Raw genomic sequence first — 17,941 nt, 5'->3', positions numbered from 1 at the left:
GGCCGCGGAGAACGGCGACATTGACGCGAAGGCGTTTATCGACGAACTGCGCTAACCCCTGCTACAGCTCATCACTTGCGTCCAAGTGGTGTCGGTGCTCATCCAGCCGAAACTGGGAATGTAGGCGGTGGCCATGATCATCAGAAGGATCGGCATCTGGTTGGACTGCAGGTCCTCGGTGAGCTGCACCATCGTGCCCGCCGCAGCGTAGACGGCACCGAAAAACTGCTTCGCCAGAAGCCAGACCACCAGGAAGAATAGGCCGGAGACCTTCAGTCCAACACCGCTGACCATGGGCAGTAAGGTCGTTGCCAAGAGCCCAGTACGAGCGTGCCCAGCAGCTTGCCGGGCAGAAAATGCAGCGGGGAACTGGCCTCGGTTGCGAGTGGCTTTACGCGGCTCAGCATTGAGAGATTCGATTAATTTGGTGGTGTAGACCAATCGTCGAGCAGCCGGCGGGAGCTGCCGAAACGGCACGAACCGTTCTCATGCGTCGCGCGAGAGATTGACCGACTGCGTGTAGATGGACGTGTAGTTAGTCGGATGACAACTAGCAGGGTTCTTTCGTTTTCTCGAGTCCCAGCGAAAACACAATGAGTGCTAAGACGGCCAGCGCGAGCGGAATAAATATAGGGGTAGAATCCGCTACGAGAACAGAAATGGAAGCTAGGGCCAAGACCGAACTTAAAATATTAGTTTTCTTCATAGGTCGCTCTAGAAGCAGTAATCTCGGATGCCGGCGATACCAGTCAACTCAGCTGCTAGAGAGGCCAGCATTCCGGTAGTAGTGTTCTCATTAGCGTGCTTGCCTGCGACCTTGCCTAAGCCACCCATCTCTTTAATCTTCTCAGCAGTTTTCCGGGGGCCGCCGAGCTTTTTCACGATCCTCACTATTTTCGCGAGTTTAAACGCTGGAAACGCTGCACCTGCAATCGCTGAAGAAATCGAAGCCGCACACCACAACGGATCCACGCTAGCTGCGGCCATGCGGGGGGAAGCGGTAGGGCGAATTTCCATTGTTCGGATATACTCCACAATTTCATCATCCGTAGAGTTTTCCAGTACTTCGTCAGGAATGTCATCAACGAAAGCGAAAGCCGTAGCAAACTCTTCTGCCTGTTTGTCAACGGAAATTGTCGAGCCGTTTTTTTGAGCTGCCATACTCAAGGCAGGCCCTTCTGTACTGGCGACCGCCGGCGTAAAACTCACAGAAAGCGCTGCTGTTAAAAGCGTGGCCAGCATCTTGTTACGTGTACCCATCATATTTCTCCTGCTTCTCGAAGCCGTACAATTATCTGGACCTAAGCCTATCGTGTCCTTATCGGTACAGCAATCCTTTGGTGTTGCCTCTGTGCTTTCGGGTTGCGTCCCTCAGCGTGGTGTAACGCTTGCTGATGGTGGCTCCCGGAAAATGCCAGGATTGCCATCGCCAATAACCTTTTGCATCGCTAAGATGCGCGAACGCTCCTAACCCCTCCGAAGCACCTGTGACCACTTGGTCACGCTGCCGTTGTTGAGGATCGTGCGCTTGTAAATGCCGGCGGCACCCCACACGACGAGCACAGTGGTGACCGCAGCGAGCGCGAAGGAGCCCGCGAGCTGGATGGCGGTGAAGTCGCCAGCTGCGTAGGTCAAGGGCGCGGCGAAGATGGAAAACGGCGGGATCCAGCTGACGACCTGCATGAAGGTTGAGTCGGTGTTGGACCAACCAAACGACGAGATGTACACGCACGCCATCAGCAGGATCAGGATCGGCATCTGGGTGGACTGGAGGTCCTCGGTGCGCTGCACCATCGCGCCGGCGGCGGCGTAGAGGCCGCCGAAGAACAGCATGGACAACAGCCAGGCGACAAGCAGGATGGGGAAGACGGACCAGTCGATTTCGACATCGTCGATAAGCCCCGAGACCTTCAGACCAATGCCGCCGACAGCAAGCAACACTGCGGTGGCGAGGAAGCCGAAGATGACGGTGCCCAGCAGTTTGCCGGCGAGGAAGTCCAGCGGGCGAACGGAGGCCAAAATCAGCTCGACGACGCGCGAGGACTTCTCCTCGGTGACGCGGCTGCCCACCTGGGCGGCAAACGTGATCACGGTGAACATGACGATGATCAGCGCGAAGAAGGTGGTCAGCAGGCGGGTCAACTGCTGTGCGGTGTCTTCGTCTTCGGTGTCGTTGATGTCCACCGGCACAACGTTGATCTGCGGGGAGGCAGCCTCGTAATCGGCGGGGCTAATGCCCAGGGTGCTTAAGGTTTCGGCGCGCGCCTGCTGCTGGGAGAGGGCGTCGAGGCCGGTGAGGATGGTGGTGGAGGGGGAGCCGTCCGCAAGGACCTCCCAGTTGTCGTCCTCGACAATCAGGGCGGCCTCCACGTCGCCGTCGCGGACTAACTGTTCGGCTTCGGTGCGGTCGGTGGCGGTGCGAGCGTCGTAGCCGGCGTCGTCGAGAAGCTGCTCTGCGATACCCACAGTGGCAACGGCCGGGCCGCCGGCCTCTGCCTCCGCTTCGTCCTTGTTTTTCATCCAGGTGCCGAAGCCGATCATGCCGAGAATGGCCAGCAACATGATCACGAGCGTGACAATGACGCCCTTCTTCAGCAGCAGGATCTGCACCTCGCGCTTCGCGGTGGTGGTGATGGTGTGCATGGGGGAGTAGGTCTTCATTACTTCACAACCTCCTTGAACAGCTCGGCCAGATCCGGCACGACGCGGGTGAACTCGTGGACTGGGCCGGCGGCCATTGCGGCGCGGAGGATGTCCTGGTCGTTGTCGGCGGAAGTGGTTTCGACGATGACGTGGGTGGGGGTGTCGCTAATAAGCGTGGCGGTTGCGGGGATCCAGCCGCGCGCTTGCGTGCCGACGCGGAAACGCACCGGGCCGCCCGAGCGCAGCTCATCGACGGTGCCTTCGGCGACCATGCGGCCGCGGGTGACGATGCCGATGCGGTCGCACAGCCGCTGCACCAAGTCGAGCTGGTGCGACGAGAAGATCACCGGCACGCCGGCACGGGCGCGGTCGGTGAGCATCGTGCTCATCACGTCCACGGCGACGGGGTCGAGGCCGGAGAACGGCTCGTCAAGGATGAGCACCTCCGGGTCGTGGATCAGCGATGCGGCCAACTGCACGCGCTGCTGGTTGCCCAGGGAGAGGTCGTCGAGCTTGTCGCCCAGACGCTCGCCGAGGCCCAACTCCTCGAGCAGTTCGGTGCCGCGCTGCTTGGCAGCCGCGCCGTCGACGCCGTGAAGTTTGGCCAGGAAGACCAACTGATCAAGGATCTTCTCCTTGCCGTAGAGGCCACGTTCTTCGGGCATGTAACCGATGCGGCGACGGGAGTCGTCGTCAAGCGGTTGCCCATCGAGGAGCACCTCGCCAGAATCGGCGCTGAGCACGCCCAACGCGATGCGCATCGTGGTCGATTTTCCGGCGCCGTTGGAACCGACGAAGCCGTACATCTCGCCATCGCGGACGGTGAAGTCCATTCCGTCGAGGGCCTGGACGTCGCCGAAGCGCTTGTGAAGGTCCTGAATCTGAAACGTAGTCACCCGACAAAAACTACCAAAAGATACGACATCGCTCAGGGCGGGTTTACCATGAACCCATGACTGCAACCATCTCATCCCCAGCGGCGCATCTGGCCCGCGAACTCGGCTCCGACGAGGCGCTGTCCACGCGCCCGATCGACCGCATCAAGTACGCCCACGACGCATCCCACTTCCTCTACACCCCCGATGTGGTGGTCGAAGCGCGCAACGCGAATGATCTCGCGGCGGCGTTCCGCGCGTCGGCATCCTCCGGCGCCCCAGTGGTGCTTCGCGGCGGCGGTACCTCCCTGTCCGGCCAGGCAGGCGGCGCGGGCATGCTGGTGGACGTGCGCAAGCACTTCCGCGGCGTGGAGGTACTTGACGGTGGCAAGCGCGTGCGCGTCCAGCCCGGCTCCACGGTGCGCCAGGTCAACGCGCACCTGGCCGCGTTCGGCCGCAAGATCGGCCCGGACCCGGCGTCCGAGGGCGCCGCGACGATGGGTGGCGTGATTGCCAACAACTCATCCGGCATGGCGTGCGGTACGGAGTTCAACACCTACAACACCATCGAGTCCGTCACCTTCGTCCTGCCGTCTGGCACGGTGATCGATACGGCTCACCCGGATGCGGAGGCGCAGTTCGCGCGCCAGGAGCCGGAGCTCGTGGACACGATTGAGAAGCTCAAGCGACGCGTGCGCGACAACAAGGAATCCGTAGACATCATCGAGCGCCACTTCGCGCTGAAAAACACGATGGGCTACAGCCTGAATTCGTTCTTGGATTACGACTCGCCGCTGGACATCTTCATGCACCTGCTGGTCGCATCCGAGGGCACACTCGCGTTCATCGCGGAGGCCGTCCTGCGCACCATCGAGGTGCCGAAACTGAAGACGACCACCATCGCGGTCTACCCGACGCTGGATGCGGCGACGCGCTCGCTTCCGGCACTGTTTGAGTCGAAGGCGGCGACGCTGGAGTTGATGGACTCGCGCTCCATCAAGGTTGGCCGCACCTTCGATTCGGTGCCGGAGCAGATCACCGGCTTTGAACTCGGCGGCCAGGCGGCGCTGCTCATCGAATACCACGCCAACGAGGCCGAGCAGCTGCGCGAATACGAGCAGGCCGGCTCCAAGCTCCTGCGTGAGTTCGACCTGCAGACCCCGGCGCAGTTCAGCACCGACCCCATCGAGGCCGCCAAGGCGTGGGCGTTCCGCAAGGGCCTCTACGCCCAGGTCGCGGAGGCTCGCCCGTCCGGCACGACCGCGTTGCTCGAGGACATCGCGGTGCCCGTCGAGGACCTCGCCGACACTTGCGGCGGGTTGCAGCAGCTTTTCGACGCCTACCGGTACGACGACGCCGTCATCTTCGGCCACGCCAAGGACGGCAACATCCACTTTTTGATCACCGACCGCTTCGAGGGCGACGAGAACCTCACGCGCTACGACGGCTTCAACGAGGACATGGTGGACCTCGTGCTCGGTGCCGGCGGCAACCTCAAGGCTGAGCACGGCACCGGCCGCGTCATGGCGCCGTACGTGCGCCGCCAGTACGGCGAGGAACTCTACGACGTGATGGCGGCGCTCAAGCGCGCCGCCGACCCTCGCGGGGTGATGAACCCGGGCGTGATCATCACTGACGACGAGCGCGAGCACATGAAGAACTTCAAGCTCAACCCGCAGGTGGAAGACGAGATCGACTCCTGTGTGGAGTGTGGCTACTGCGAGCCGGTGTGCCCCTCGCGCGACCTGACCATGACCCCGCGCCAGCGCATCGTCGTGCGCCGCGCACGTGCGAAGGCGCTGCAGGAAGGCGACACGGAGCTGGTTAAGCACATTGACGAGGCCTACCAGTACGACGGCATCGACACCTGTGCGGTGGACTCCATGTGTGTCACCGCGTGCCCGGTGGGTATTGACACCGGCAAGTTCATCAAGTCACTGCGCCGCGGCCAGGCCGGTGCTGTGAAGTCCGCTGGTTGGGCAGCCGCCGCGAAGGTGTGGGGCCCGGGCAACACCCTGGCTTCTGCAGCGCTAACCGGCGCCTACGTCATGCCGACGAGCCTGGTGCAGAAGGTTACTGACGTCGCCCGCGCCCTCGTAGGGGAAGACACCGTTCCGCAGTACCGCCCCGAACTTTCCAAGGGCGGCGCGAAGCGCTCCAAGGCGTTTGGCACGAAGGTCGGCGCGCCGGGCGCGGAGCCTGTCGGTGTGTTTGTCCCGGCGTGTGTGAACTCCATGTTCGGCCCACAGGGCGAGGGCGTGGGCGCCTCCGAGGCGTTCGCGAAACTCGTCGAGCGCGCCGGGCTCGCCCTGACCGTTCCGGAGGGCATCGACGGCATGTGCTGCGGCACCCCGTGGACCTCAAAGGGCATGAGCACCGGCCACGACATCATGCAGCGCCGCGTCAACGACCAGCTCATCGCAGCTACCGACGGCGGGCGCCTGCCGGTTGTGGTGGACGCGTCGAGCTGTACGCACGGCTTCCGCGACATGGCCGAAAACATCGGCATCACGGTCATCGACGCCATCGAGTTTGTCGACGAGCACGTGCTCGATCGCCTCACGGTCAACCACAAGGTGCCATCGGTGACGCTGCACCCGACGTGTTCGGCGACCCACCTGGGTATCGTCGATACGCTGAAGCACGTTGCGGCCGCCGCGGCAGAGGACGTGAACGTTCCGGCCGAGTGGAACTGCTGTGGTTACGCCGGGGATCGCGGCATGCTGCACCCCGAACTCACCCACGCCGCGACGAAGCGGGAGGCTGCACAGGCCAAGGAGTTCGGCTCGGCGTGCCACGCGTCGTCGAACCGCACCTGCGAGTTGGGCCTGACGGCCGCGACCGGCGCGGACTACGAGCACATCCTGGAAATCCTGGAGCGCGCCAGCCGCTAGGCCAGCACCACTTTTGTCACCCGCGGCAGGGCGATGCGCACGACCCGGTCCTTGGCCTCGTCGAGCGCGTCCACCTGCCCCGCGGTGACACTCAGCGGCAGGACGGTGATCGTCTTGCCGCGCCCCTGCTTGTCCACGTAGCCCACCGTGACATGCCTGCGCGCCCGCGCCGCCGCGCGAAGCGTTTCAAACGCATTCCCGCTGCCAGCATCGGTGGTCTCCGCAGAGCGCAGCTTTGCGACGATCGCACGCACCTGATCCGGCGCCACCCTCCGCGACTTTGGAAGCGTCGATGGCGTTGGCGGAACCAGGGCGGGCTCAGGCGCCATGTTGACGGAAACCCCCTGGTCGTCCTCGGCGGTGGGTTGGAGGCCTGCGGTGCGCAGCGCCGTCATGAGCTTTGCCAGCGGCAGGTGCGAGATGGCCACGGTGGGGGCGAGAATGCGCAGGCCTAACTTCTCTGCTGCGGTGGCGATCAGCGCCGGGTCCTCGGAGCGGATGTAGGCGAGTGCTTCGCCGGCGCGGATGGCGCCGTGGGTACGCGCGGTGTCGTCGATGATGAAGGTGATGGCCTGGGGGACCTCGCCAAGCACGTGGTCTGCCAGCCAGGAGTGGATCTCCGGGGCGGTGAGGCCACTGTCCAGGCCGCGGCGCACCGAGGCTTCCGAGATGCGCCACACGCTGGCAAGACCAGGCGACTCCAGATCCGCGATGCGCTCGATGAACCCGGCCATTGCGGGCTCGAGCGGGCCCGGGGCTAGCACCGTCATGTCGGCCTGGGCGATCAACGTGTCCACCGAGGCGGGCACGAGCGTGGCGGTTGCTGCAGCGACGTCTTCGCCGTTGATCAGGGCTAACGTCGGGGTCGGCTGCGCTTGGTTGGCCAGCGCGCCGACGAATTCGGCTTCCCGGACAACCGCGGCGATGAGGTTGTCGGAGAACCCCGACGATTCCAGCGGGGCGTGGAAGAGCATCCGGTCCATGTCGCCCGCGTGTCGCAGCATGGTGAGGCGGGCGTGGCGAAGCGCTGGGGCGTGGGCGTCGTCGCTCAGCAAATTCGCCCCTGTATCCACGCGCCACGGGGAGGCCACCCAGCCGGCGAGCACGATCGCCCACTGATCGGACAGTGTCGCGTCAAGCCAGGTCAGGGCGTCGCGAGTGGCGGCGAGCACATCCTCGTCGTCGACGTTGCCGCGGCCGACAAGACCCGCGGACTCGCCGACGGTGACAAGCAAGCTCGGGTCGAACCCAAGTGCCTTCTCCAGGTTTGCCGCCGCGCGCACGCCGACAGTGCCGTCTTTGTTCAGTACCACCGGGGTATCCATCAGCGTCATGACCAGTTGGCGCATCTGGCGCACCGCGTCGAGGCCCTGGGCGGTTGCGGTTTCGTCGATAGTGGCCTGATCGATCTCTGGTACGGCGGGTGGTGCAAGCGGGAACACGCGCGGCGTTGCGCCACGCATCGCGTCGCGGACCGGGCGGGGCAGGCGCACCGTGGTCTCGTTGACGCGCACAAGCATGCCAAGCGCGAGCAACTTGGCCACCGGCGCATCCGGGCCCGCATCGGGTGCAGCCGCCGCGGTTGTGCCCACCCCGCCGGACGCCGCAAGGGTGTCCAACACCTTGCGCTCACGCGCAGGCAGTGACGCCAGCGCCTCGGTCGCGCCGGGTGGCAGCGTATCGGTCACGCGCCAACCGGGAGGCAGGGCAGTCAGCGTGCCGGGGGCGATACGCAACGCCTCATCCGGACCGAATACGAGCGCCAACTCGCGCAGGTGGTGAGTGGAGCCGAAGCCGGTGGCGTTCACAGGCTCAAGCTCCGCTCCGGCATCCGCGAGCTGCTCGAGCACCGCCAGATCCGCGGCGTTGAGGAGACGCAACGCGCGCGATGCCGACCCGGGAAGGCCGAGCCTGGTTGCGAGTGAGCCCACCGACGGCGGGGCGGGGAAGAAGGCATCCGGGCGTGCCTCGATGAGGGCGTGCAGCGCGTCGTCATCGAGCGAACTCAAGAATTTAGGGAACGTAGACATTGCGGGGGTGAGTTTACGTGCGTTTTTGTCTCCGGCGTGAAAGAATGAGGGGCATGGCTAAAGATGTGAAGAAGATTGGGCGCGCAAACCCCGCATGGCCCGCTAATACCCCAGGTAACCTGCACCCGGTCACCGAGATCACCTCGACGTTAACCGGTGCTTCCAGCCCGTTCGGCGACGACCTGATCCTGCCGATGCCGGCAGAAGAGACGGGCTACGTCCACCCGACGACGCGCATCAACCGCTAAACCAGCGGAACTTAAAAAACCGGCACGGTGCCTGACCGTGCCGGTTTTTGTTGTGCCGTAAAGCAAAACGCCCCGTTCACAACCTGAACGGGGCGGACGATTGCTGTGCGCTATTGCTTAGCGAGCCTGGAAGGACTGCTGCACGGAAGCAACGGTGTTGTTGACCTGGTTGGCAAAGTTAGCGCCGACCAGGTTTGCAACGGCTGCGAAGTCGCCGGAGAGGGCAGCGTCGATCAGCGGCTGGTTTGCAGCGTAGAACGCGCTGTAGTCGTTGCGGTTAGCAACGTAGTTGGACTGCACGGAAGCCGGAACCTGGAAGCCGAATGCCTGGATAGCGTTACGCACCTGTGCGTAAAGGGCATCGACCTGCGGGGACTGTGCGGCCGGAGCCTGGGCCTGTGCTGCCGGCTGAGCCGGAGCGGCCTGCTGTGCCGGTGCCGGTGCTGGCTGCGGGGCCGGCTTGGATACCTGCGCGTCGCGGTTGGTCGGTGCGGAGTTCAGGCCGTAGCGAGCGGAGCAAGCCGGCCATGCGCCCCAACCCTGACCTGCTAGGGTGCGCTCGGCGACAGCGATCTGCTGCTCGCGGGTAGCCAGGTTAGCGGTCGGGGCGAACTCGCCGCCACCGTATGCCAGCCAGGTGCCGTAGGAGAACTGCAGGCCACCGTAGTAGCCGTTGCCGGTGTTGATAGCCCAGTTGCCGCCGGACTCGCACTGTGCAAGCTTGTCCCAGTCGGAATCCGGTGCTGCGGTTGCCTGCGGGGCAACAATGCCAGCCAGTGCAGCTGCTGCTGCAGAACCTGCCAGAGCCTTCTTGCCCATGGAGGTGGTCTTCTTAGAGTGGCGTCCCATTGTTTCGTTTCCTCTCGTCGTTGACCGCCAATATCTCGGGACAGCCTAACGTTGTATAACGATTGTGTCACGTAACGGTGTCGTTTTGGGGCGCAATACTCAAAAAAGCCTCACATTTCCCCAGCTCGAAGGCGCGACATGCAAAATATGTGTTCTGGGTCACACTGGCGTGAACTGCTTGATTTTCGGGCGGAAATAGTAAGGTTTTGATTTTGTTTTACTTACTGGCGGTACATCTGCACGAGTGATACTGCATAAGTGATGCGTTACGGAAGGAGAGCGCCATGCCTGTCGGAAAGGTGAAATGGTACGACGCCGAAAAAGGGTTCGGCTTCGCATCCAACCCGGGAGACGAGGATGTCTTCATCGGTAAGTCCGTGCTGCCTGAGGGAGTTGAGGAGCTGGTTGCGGGCCAGCGCATCGAGTTCGACTTCGCCGCAGGCCGTCGTGGCCCACAGGCGCTGCGCGTGAAGGTGCTGGACACCCCGAAGCGCCGCCCAGTGCACCGCCGTAAGCCGGAGGAGCTGGGAAGCATGCTCGCGGACGTGATGACGCTCATCGAGACCCAGGTCCAGCCTGCTTTGACCAACGGCCGTTACCCGGACCGCAAGGAAGGCCGCCAGGTGGCGGAGATCCTGCGGGCCGTGGCGCGCGAGCTGGATGCGTAATTAGTTAAAGCCCACGGACCAGGTGGCGATGACAGGGGTTTCCTCCCCGTCATCGCCTTTTTTAATGTCCAGGGTGGTTACCTCGGCAACGACGAGCTTCGCGCCCGACTCGGTCGTAGCCGGCACGGTCTCCTCGGTTGCCTCGCCGGAGGTGAAGACGCGCTCGGAGTTGGCGTTGGGGTCGTCGTAAATGAGCAGCAGGCGCCAGCTATTCGACGCAATCTCGTCCGGAACCGTAACCACCACATCGCCCTCGCCGCGCTGCATGGTGGGGGCATCACCGCCGGCGCACTCCTCGTCCAACTCACACACGGTGTACACACCGATGTCCTCGCGCTCACCGTTGGCAGCCACCGACACCGTCAGTTCATCGACCGGAGTGGTGGGGCGGGTGCGCTGGTACTCCATGACGGCGTAGACCACGCCGACGAGTGCCAGGACGCCCACGAGGGCGACCACGATGGTTTTCCACTGCTTGCTGCCTGAACGTTGTGCCATGGCGAGAAATCCTAACTAGTCAGCCTGGGCAAAGCGCACCCGGTACATGTCCGGCCAGCGCTTGCCGGCAAGGAAGAACTCGTCAGTGCCCGGGATGTGGGCGATGCCGTTGAGGACGTGGTTCGGGTCGTCGGTGGCGTTATTGGGCAGGGCGGAGGCGTCGATACGTGCGGTGACCTCGCCCGTTTCCGCGTCAATGCGCACGATGTCGGTGGTGGTGAACACGTTGGCGTAGACATCGTTACCGACGCACTCCAACTCGTTGAGGCCCGCCACCGGCTCGCCATCAAGCGTGACGGTGAAGCGTTCGCGCTCCTCGAGCGTTTCCGGATCCATGCGGCGCAGCTCTTCGGTGCCGTCGGAGAAGATCACCTCGTCCGCTTCCGTACGTGAGCACAGCCCCCAGCCTTCGCCCTGATAGGAGGCGCGGCCGATCTCCTCGAGCGTTTCTGCGTTGCGACGAATCGCTGTCCCGTCGAGCCACGTCAACTGCCACAGGGTGTCGTCGATACGCGTGATGCCCTCGCCGAAAAACTGCGGATCCAAATCAACCGACGCGAGCTCCTCGCCCGCGATCGTGCGGGTGTACAGACGCGACTCGCCCTCCTGGCCAGTGCCAACGTAGAGGTTGCCGTCGGCGGTGACCTCGAGGCCCTGCGTGAAACTGGTCTGGTCGAACGGGAGGCGCTCGATCACCTCGGCGCGAAGGTGCTCGACGCTTGGGGTGGACGACTCCGGCGCGCAGCCAGCAAGCAAACCGCCCGAAAGCGCAGCGATAACAGACAGAGCGGACAAAGCTTCACGATGACCCATGGGTTACATCCTGCACTACATCGCGCATAATGGGTAAGCGTGTCACGATCCAGAAAACGCACTCGCTCCCGCAACCCGTTGCTTGGCAACGATGCAATAGCTATTGCGCTTGAGGCGCTTGAAGAAATCGCAGACGGCGACATCGGCGAACACATCGGTGTTACCGGGCTGACCCGCAATGTTGCCACGCACCGCTTCGAAGCCGACGTGCCCGGATACGCCGGGTGGGAATGGAACGCCGTCATCGCCTGCGCGGACGGCTCCAACGCGGTCACCGTCAACGAGGTCGCGCTCGTGCCCTCCCAGGGTGCGCTCGAAGCGCCCGACTGGGTGCCGTACTCCGAGCGGCTACGCCCCGGCGACCTGGGCCCAGGCGATGTGTTGGAGCTCCTGCCTGACGACGAACGCGTCACCGACGATTCCTTTGCCCGCGACGCCATTACCTTCCCGGGCCGCGAAACCAAGCACTACCTGACCAAACAAGGCCTGGAGGACGCGAAGTACCGCTGGCGCACTGGCGACTACGGGCCAAACAGCGAGTTTGCCGAAAAGGCAGCCCTGTCGTGCCGCACCTGCGCCTTCTATATCCCCATGGCGGAACCGGTGGGGGAGCACTTCGGTGCTTGTACCAACGAGTATTCCGCCGACGGCCATGTCGTTGCGTCTTCCTACGGTTGCGGCGCGCACTCGGACACGGAAGTAGATAACTCCTAAGTAATTCCAATCACTGGGGCAGCAAAATAGTTGCGTTTGCCCAGGGAGAGTGAAAAGCTAAGCCCCCGTGAGTACGACCACGGGAGCAAAAATGAATAAGGACCAGCCGCAGCCGCGCGGCGGGCTGGACGCCTTCTTCCACATCACAGAGCGCGGATCCACGGTGGGCACCGAAGTGCGTGCCGGGGTAGTGACCTTCTTCGCGATGGCATACATCGTGCTACTCAACCCGCTGATCATCGGCACCAGCCCCGACCGCGAGGGCACCGTGCTGGGCATCCCGCAGGTAGCGGCCGCCACCGCCTTGGCTGCGGGCGTGATGTGTATCTTGTTCGGCCTGGTTGCCAAGTACCCCTTCGGCATCGCCGCCGGCTTGGGTATTAACACGCTCGTCGCCGTGACCATGGTGGGCCAGCAGGGTCTGACCTGGGCGGAAGCGATGGGCCTGGTGGTTATCGACGGCATCATTATCGTGCTGCTGGCCATCTCCGGTTTCCGCACCGCCGTGTTTAACGCCATTCCGAATTCGATGAAGGTGGCCATGAGTGTCGGTATCGGCATGTTCATCGCCACCATCGGTCTCGTGGACGCCGGCTTTGTCCGCCGCATCCCGGACGCCGCCATGACCACCGTCCCGGTCCAGCTGGGCACCGGCGGTTCGATCGCGTCCTGGCCGACCTTCGTCTTCATCGTCGGCCTGTTCATCTGTGGCTTCATGGTTGTGCGCAACGTGCGCGGCGGCCTGTTCATCGGCATCATTTTGACCACCATCGTCGCCATGATTGTGGAGGCAATCACGGGTTCCGGTTCTTCCGCAGACAACCCGCAGGGTTGGAGCTTGGCCGTGCCGGAGCTGCCGGATTCCTTCGGCGGCATCCCGGACCTGTCCATCGTGGGCAACATCGACCTGTTCGGCGCGTTCATCAACATCGGCGTCATTTCCGCATCCCTGCTGGTGTTCACCCTGGTGCTGGCGAACTTCTTCGACGCCATGGGTACCATGACGGCGCTTGGCCGCCAGGCTGGCCTCGCCGCTGAGGACGGCGTCCTGCCCGACATGAAGCGTGCCCTCGTCGTCGAAGGCTTCGGCGCAGTCGTGGGTGGTGGCGCGTCGGCGTCGTCGAACACGGTGTTCGTGGACTCCTCGGCAGGTATCGCCGACGGCGCTCGTACCGGCCTGGCCAACGTGGTCACCGGTGTGCTGTTCCTGCTCGCAATGTTCTTCACCCCGCTCTACGAGGTCGTGCCCATCGAGGCCGCGGCACCGGTACTCGTTGTCGTCGGTGCGCTCATGATGATGCAGGTCGGCCAGATCAAGTGGAACGACTTCTCGGTCGCGCTGCCGGCATTCTTGACCATCGTCACCATGCCGCTGACCTACTCCATCGCCAACGGCATCGGCGTCGGCTTCATCTCGTTTGCGCTGCTGTCCCTGTTCGCCGGCAAGGCGAAGGACATCCACTGGATCATGTGGCTCATCTCCGCCCTGTTCGTCGTGTACTTCGCGCAGGGCCCGATCATGGCAGCGATTAGCTAAATGCAATTGCGTATCGACGACCCCCTCGACCCCCGTCTCGACGACATCCGCGACCTGAAGCACTCCGACAAGGAGAAAAACCTTGTCTTCGCCGAAGGCCCGCTGGTGGCTGGCCGGCTGGTCGAGTCGCGCTTTCCGGTGCGCGCCGTGTTCGGCTTCGGGGGACGGCTTGAGTCGTTCATGGCCGACTACGGCGAGGAGTTGTCGCGCCGCGGCATCCCGGTGTACGAGATCACCCGCCAGATCATGGGGGAGGTTGCCGGATACGACATGCACCGCGGCCTGTTGGTCTCCGCCGATAAGCCGGAGCCGCTCACCGTTTCCGAGGTGCTCGAAGGGGCGCGCACCTTGGTGATCCTGGAAGGGGTCGGCGACCACGAAAACATCGGGTCCATCTTCCGCAACGCCGCCGGCATGGGGGTCGACGGCGTGCTTTTCGGGGCGGCGACCGCTGACCCGCTCTACCGGCGCAGTGTGCGCGTGTCCATGGGGCACGTGCTGCGCACCCCGTTCGCGCACCTGGAGGGCACCCCGACGACGTGGCAGCGCTCGCTCGCCGAACTTCACGACGACGGCTGGTGGCTCATTTCACTGACCCCCGCTGACGACGCCGTCGAACTTAAAGATGCCATCCAGGGCCACGACAAAGTTGCCTTCCTTGTTGGTGGGGAAGGCCCGGGGCTGACCCCGCACGCCATGCGTGCTACCGACGTGCGCGCCAAGATTCCGATGGCGCCGGGCACCGATTCGCTGAACGTGGCCACCTCGGCCGCGATCGCGTTCTACGAGCGCATGCGCTAACCGGGCTAGCGGTCGATGTGGCGGATGCGCTCCTTTAACGCAGCCGCCCACTCCACAGCGCGACGACGTACACCCCGGCCGATGCGCTTCGCAGCGGCGACGGACGCGTCCGCCAGCTCGGCGAACTCGTCGCCCTCTTGTTTCTCTTGCTCGGCCTCGTAGTCGTCGTAAGCCTTATCGCGCTCCGCGAACTTCGCGGCGACCTCGTTGACCGACTTGGTGGCCGGCTTCGGCTCCTCAATCTTCGGCTCAGGCCGGCCGTCCACGGCGTAGCCCACCACGTTGATGTCCGGGCCGTTCTGGCCGATCTCCGCACCCAGCCAGGCTTCCTCGGCAGCAAGCGCAAGGTCCTTCGGCTCAAACGGCAGCGCGATCCCGCCTGCTTGTTCCGTCTTCTCGCCCGCCCAGTAGGGGGCCTCAAACGGCTCAGGCAGGCCGATGTCTTCGATAACACTGGTGCGGGTGGCGCAGAAACTGCGCGACACCTTCTCGCCATTGAAGTGGGCGAAGCCGCCAAAGTCGCTATCCGTACCCAGCGCGATAACGAACACGTCCGCTGCGGGAAGCGCGGTGTGCCATTGGGTAGGGGAGGACAACTCGGTGACGTCCACACGCATGCGCACCACCGAAATCCCCGGGAAGCCCGCAATATAAAACTCGTCGCGGCCAGGCACCGACGAGCGGTTCAACGGAAACGACCCAATCGGCGTGATTGGCCACGCCGGATTCACCTGAGCCAGCAGCTTTCGGCCAAACCCGCGGTCGGCCTTCGGCTCGCGACGCAACACCTCCGCAGGTTCAGCAGTGTTGACAAACCACAACGTGACAACGGCGTTGAAACTCATGGCTTACCGCTTCGGACGCTTCGTGTTGGTCCGCACGCCAAGCAGCACGTCCTCCCAGTGGGGCGTCACCGACTTGCGACGACGCTTCTGCGGCTGCTCCTCCTCATCCGGGTGGCGCAGGAAATCGCCCTCGAGCACCTCGCCATCCTCGGCGGGTGCATCTTGAAGGATTTCGACGGGCGCGGCCGGCGCATCCTCATCCTGCTCGCCGTGCAAGGAACGCACCGCAGACAGAGAACGTACTGGCTGGGCGAAATCCGGATCGGTCAGATCCGCAGCCATAGCGTTGCGCGCCTCAGTCTGGGCCGCGGCGCCCATGGAGCGCTTAAACGACCACAAGGCCTCATTCTCCGTCAGGCCCGCCTGCCAGGTAACGCGCACAACCCAGGTGTCGCCCTGCTCGCGGGTAGCATCCCACTCCGCATCGGAAATCGAGTGACCACGGGCAGCAAAGGAGGTAGCCAGGATCTCCAACAACGTCTGCTTCGCCGGGCCATCCTCGCGCACCGGATGGGACTGCTTCGCAGCCTCCGCAACCTGGGCGCGCTCAAGCAGTACCGGGTGGGCATAGGACTCGAGGCGGCTTTCGGCCACACCCATCTCTTCTGCCAACTCCGCGGCGGTCGCGCCGGCGCGGATGCGTGCCTGGATCTCGTTCGGACGCATCGACAACGGGGTGGCGTAGAGCGGATCCGGCTCCGGCAGTGGGCGCGGCTCCGGGGCGGGTGCCACCGGTTGCGCAGGCTGCTCTTCCTCAGTCACCTCGGTATCGGTGGCTGGTTCTTCCGGGGCGGGGGAGTCGTCGATAAGCAACGGCGCAAGCTCCTCACGGGCAAGCTGATAGCGCACACCCTCCTCGTCGCGGAGCACAAAAAACGTCTCCGTCGACTCGTCTTCCAAGAAAACAAGCTCGCGCATAGGACTCCTTCCGCCTGGCAATACGAAAACTAAGCCTATCGGACGCACGTGCCCACATCAGGCAACCAGCCCCAAGACACCCGACGGCGCAAAGCGATACCATCCCAATACGACCAATGACGCCATAAAAATATGTGGTACATCCAGGACAATCGCAGCATAGTCGGACGCATCACAATATTTGCTAGAGTGCGTTACGTAAAAAGGTTGCCCGAAAAACGAGAGCAACACCCAACGTAGGAAAGGGAAACCAGTGGCTACTGAGAACAAGGACAAGGCCGTACTCCACTACCCGGGCGGCGAGTATGAAATGGACATCATGCGCGCCACCGAAGGCAATGACGGTGTCGTGCTGGGGAACCTCCTCGGTGAAACTGGCCTGGTCACCTTCGACCCGGGCTACGTCTCCACCGGCTCCACCGAGTCCAAGATCACCTACATCGACGGTGCAGAGGGCATCCTGCGCTACCGCGGCTACGACATCGCAGACCTGGCAGAAAACGCCACCTTCAACGAGGTGTCCTACCTGCTGATCAACGGCGAGCTGCCGACCACCGACGAGCTGGACAACTTCAACTCCGACCTGCGCCACCACACGCTGCTCGACGAAGACTTCAAGGCCGCGTTCAACATCTTCCCGCGCAACGCGCACCCGATGGCCGTCCTTGCCTCCTCGGTCAACATTCTCTCCGCCTACTACCAGGACCAGCTCAACCCGCTCGACGAAGAGCAGCTGGACAAGGCAACCGTGCGCCTCATGGCCAAGGTGCCGATGCTGGCTGCATACGCCTACCGCGCATCCCGCGGTAAGCCGTACATGTACCCGGACAACTCCCTCAACCCGCGCGAGAACTTCATGCGCATGATGTTCGGCTACCCGACCGAGGACTACCACGTCGATCCGGTCCTGACGAAGGCCCTGGACAAGCTCCTCATCCTGCACGCCGACCACGAGCAGAACTGTTCCACCTCCACGGTGCGCATGATCGCCTCGGCACAGGCGAACATGTTCGTCTCCATCGCAGGCGGCATTAACGCCCTGGCCGGCCCGCTGCACGGCGGCGCAAACCAGGCGGTGCTCGAGATGCTCGAGGACATCAAGAACAACCACGGTGGCGACGCAACCGACTTCATGAACCGCGTGAAGAACAAGGAAAAGGGCGTCCGCCTCATGGGCTTCGGCCACCGCGTGTACAAGAACTACGACCCGCGCGCGGCTATCGTCAAGGACACCGCACACGAGGTGCTCGAGCACCTGGGTGGCGACGAACTGCTCGACCTGGCGATGAAGCTTGAGGAGATCGCGCTGAACGACGAGTACTTCATCCAGCGCAAGCTCTACCCGAACGTCGACTTCTACACCGGCCTGATCTACCGCGCCATGGGCTTCCCGACGGACTTCTTCACCGTCCTGTTCGCCATCGGCCGCCTGCCGGGCTGGATCGCACAGTACCGCGAGCAGCTTGAAATGAACACCAAGATCAACCGCCCGCGTCAGATCTACACCGGTTACCAGAAGCGCGACTTCGTCCCGCGCGACCAGCGCTAACCAAACGTTTCAACCGCCGAGGAACACGTCCCCTATAATTCGCGGGGGAAGTTCCCGGC

Annotated in this window: 17 protein-coding genes and 1 pseudogene; 7 read left to right on the top strand and 11 right to left on the bottom strand. The window is 63.5% G+C overall.

Annotated elements, in window-relative coordinates; genetic code table 11:
* Positions 1–51: 51 nt before the first annotated feature.
* The 5 genes and pseudogenes from HMPREF2656_RS13035 to HMPREF2656_RS04410 all read right to left on the bottom strand — a co-directional run bounded on the left by HMPREF2656_RS13035 (position 52) and on the right by HMPREF2656_RS04410 (position 3,539).
* Complete coding sequence (locus tag HMPREF2656_RS13035; protein ID WP_168167326.1) at positions 52–315, bottom strand: hypothetical protein; 264 nt, start codon at positions 313–315, stop codon at positions 52–54.
* 33 nt (positions 316–348) lie between these two features.
* Positions 349–522, bottom strand: a pseudogene (locus HMPREF2656_RS12760) (transposase); the annotation flags it as partial.
* A gap of 192 nt (positions 523–714) precedes the next feature.
* Positions 715–1,263 carry a hypothetical protein gene (locus HMPREF2656_RS04420; protein WP_070770889.1) on the bottom strand — a complete coding sequence of 183 codons (549 nt, stop codon included), beginning with the start codon at positions 1,261–1,263 and terminating at the stop codon, positions 715–717.
* A 204-nt stretch (positions 1,264–1,467) separates the two neighbouring features.
* Positions 1,468–2,661, bottom strand: coding sequence for an ABC transporter permease (locus tag HMPREF2656_RS04415; RefSeq protein ID WP_070815966.1), 1,194 nt, complete (start codon positions 2,659–2,661; stop codon positions 1,468–1,470).
* On the bottom strand, positions 2,661–3,539 hold the full coding sequence (locus HMPREF2656_RS04410) for an ABC transporter ATP-binding protein (protein ID WP_070815965.1): 879 nt from the start codon (positions 3,537–3,539) through the stop codon (positions 2,661–2,663). The genes HMPREF2656_RS04415 and HMPREF2656_RS04410 overlap by 1 nt, the downstream gene beginning before the upstream one ends.
* Before the next feature lie 56 nt (positions 3,540–3,595).
* Here HMPREF2656_RS04410 and HMPREF2656_RS04405 point away from each other — a divergent pair, with 56 nt between their 5' ends.
* Positions 3,596–6,412, top strand: coding sequence for an FAD-binding and (Fe-S)-binding domain-containing protein (locus HMPREF2656_RS04405; protein ID WP_070815964.1), 2,817 nt, complete (start codon positions 3,596–3,598; stop codon positions 6,410–6,412).
* Here HMPREF2656_RS04405 and HMPREF2656_RS04400 read toward each other — a convergent pair.
* The gene (locus tag HMPREF2656_RS04400) at positions 6,409–8,442 is read right to left on the bottom strand and encodes a helicase-associated domain-containing protein (RefSeq protein WP_070815963.1); all 2,034 of its coding nucleotides are present in this window, start codon (positions 8,440–8,442) and stop codon (positions 6,409–6,411) included. The two genes, HMPREF2656_RS04405 and HMPREF2656_RS04400, sit on opposite strands and share 4 nt — an antisense overlap.
* Positions 8,443–8,495: 53 nt before the next feature.
* Between HMPREF2656_RS04400 and HMPREF2656_RS04395 the strand changes: the two genes are divergently transcribed.
* Positions 8,496–8,690 (top strand): hypothetical protein, encoded by a 195-nt coding sequence (locus tag HMPREF2656_RS04395; RefSeq protein ID WP_092101852.1) that lies wholly within the window; start codon positions 8,496–8,498, stop codon positions 8,688–8,690.
* 117 nt (positions 8,691–8,807) lie between these two features.
* On the opposite strand, the gene HMPREF2656_RS04390 is transcribed toward HMPREF2656_RS04395, so the two are convergent.
* Positions 8,808–9,539 (bottom strand): resuscitation-promoting factor Rpf1 domain-containing protein, encoded by a 732-nt coding sequence (locus tag HMPREF2656_RS04390; RefSeq protein WP_070421467.1) that lies wholly within the window; start codon positions 9,537–9,539, stop codon positions 8,808–8,810.
* Between the two features lie 284 nt (positions 9,540–9,823).
* Here HMPREF2656_RS04390 and HMPREF2656_RS04385 point away from each other — a divergent pair, with 284 nt between their 5' ends.
* A complete protein-coding gene (locus HMPREF2656_RS04385; RefSeq protein ID WP_070421466.1) occupies positions 9,824–10,207 on the top strand; it encodes a cold-shock protein in 384 nt (127 codons plus the stop codon).
* Here the strand turns inward: HMPREF2656_RS04385 and HMPREF2656_RS04380 are convergent, their stop codons facing one another.
* Both HMPREF2656_RS04380 and HMPREF2656_RS04375 read right to left on the bottom strand, forming a co-directional pair.
* The gene (locus HMPREF2656_RS04380) at positions 10,208–10,705 is read right to left on the bottom strand and encodes a DUF2771 family protein (RefSeq protein WP_070815962.1); all 498 of its coding nucleotides are present in this window, start codon (positions 10,703–10,705) and stop codon (positions 10,208–10,210) included.
* A gap of 15 nt (positions 10,706–10,720) precedes the next feature.
* The gene (locus tag HMPREF2656_RS04375) at positions 10,721–11,518 is read right to left on the bottom strand and encodes a glutaminyl-peptide cyclotransferase (protein ID WP_070815961.1); all 798 of its coding nucleotides are present in this window, start codon (positions 11,516–11,518) and stop codon (positions 10,721–10,723) included.
* Between the two features lie 39 nt (positions 11,519–11,557).
* On the opposite strand from HMPREF2656_RS04375, the gene HMPREF2656_RS04370 reads away from it, so the two are divergent.
* The 3 genes from HMPREF2656_RS04370 (at position 11,558) to HMPREF2656_RS04360 (ending at position 14,570) form a co-directional block, all read left to right on the top strand.
* Positions 11,558–12,232, top strand: a complete 675-nt coding sequence (locus tag HMPREF2656_RS04370; protein ID WP_083319437.1) for a DUF3027 domain-containing protein — start codon at positions 11,558–11,560, stop codon at positions 12,230–12,232.
* Positions 12,233–12,323: 91 nt separating this feature from the next.
* Positions 12,324–13,769 (top strand): NCS2 family permease, encoded by a 1,446-nt coding sequence (locus tag HMPREF2656_RS04365; protein WP_070815960.1) that lies wholly within the window; start codon positions 12,324–12,326, stop codon positions 13,767–13,769.
* Positions 13,770–14,570: a TrmH family RNA methyltransferase gene (locus HMPREF2656_RS04360; RefSeq protein WP_070421461.1), complete on the top strand. Its 801-nt coding sequence runs from the start codon at positions 13,770–13,772 to the stop codon at positions 14,568–14,570. It abuts the gene before it with no gap.
* A gap of 5 nt (positions 14,571–14,575) precedes the next feature.
* On the opposite strand, the gene HMPREF2656_RS04355 is transcribed toward HMPREF2656_RS04360, so the two are convergent.
* Complete coding sequence (locus HMPREF2656_RS04355) at positions 14,576–15,415, bottom strand: DUF6928 family protein (protein WP_070815959.1); 840 nt, start codon at positions 15,413–15,415, stop codon at positions 14,576–14,578.
* A 3-nt stretch (positions 15,416–15,418) separates the two neighbouring features.
* Positions 15,419–16,333, bottom strand: coding sequence for a septation protein SepH (gene sepH, locus HMPREF2656_RS04350; protein ID WP_070815958.1), 915 nt, complete (start codon positions 16,331–16,333; stop codon positions 15,419–15,421).
* A gap of 253 nt (positions 16,334–16,586) precedes the next feature.
* On the opposite strand from sepH, the gene HMPREF2656_RS04345 reads away from it, so the two are divergent.
* On the top strand, positions 16,587–17,882 hold the full coding sequence (locus HMPREF2656_RS04345) for a citrate synthase (RefSeq protein WP_083279316.1): 1,296 nt from the start codon (positions 16,587–16,589) through the stop codon (positions 17,880–17,882).
* Positions 17,883–17,941 lie beyond the last annotated feature (59 nt).

This window comes from Corynebacterium sp. HMSC034B08, assembly GCF_001835805.1.
GTDB classification, from domain to species: domain Bacteria; phylum Actinomycetota; class Actinomycetes; order Mycobacteriales; family Mycobacteriaceae; genus Corynebacterium; species Corynebacterium coyleae.
The sequence above is the reverse complement of the archived record's forward strand: the minus strand, read 5'-3'. Positions and strand labels throughout refer to the sequence as shown.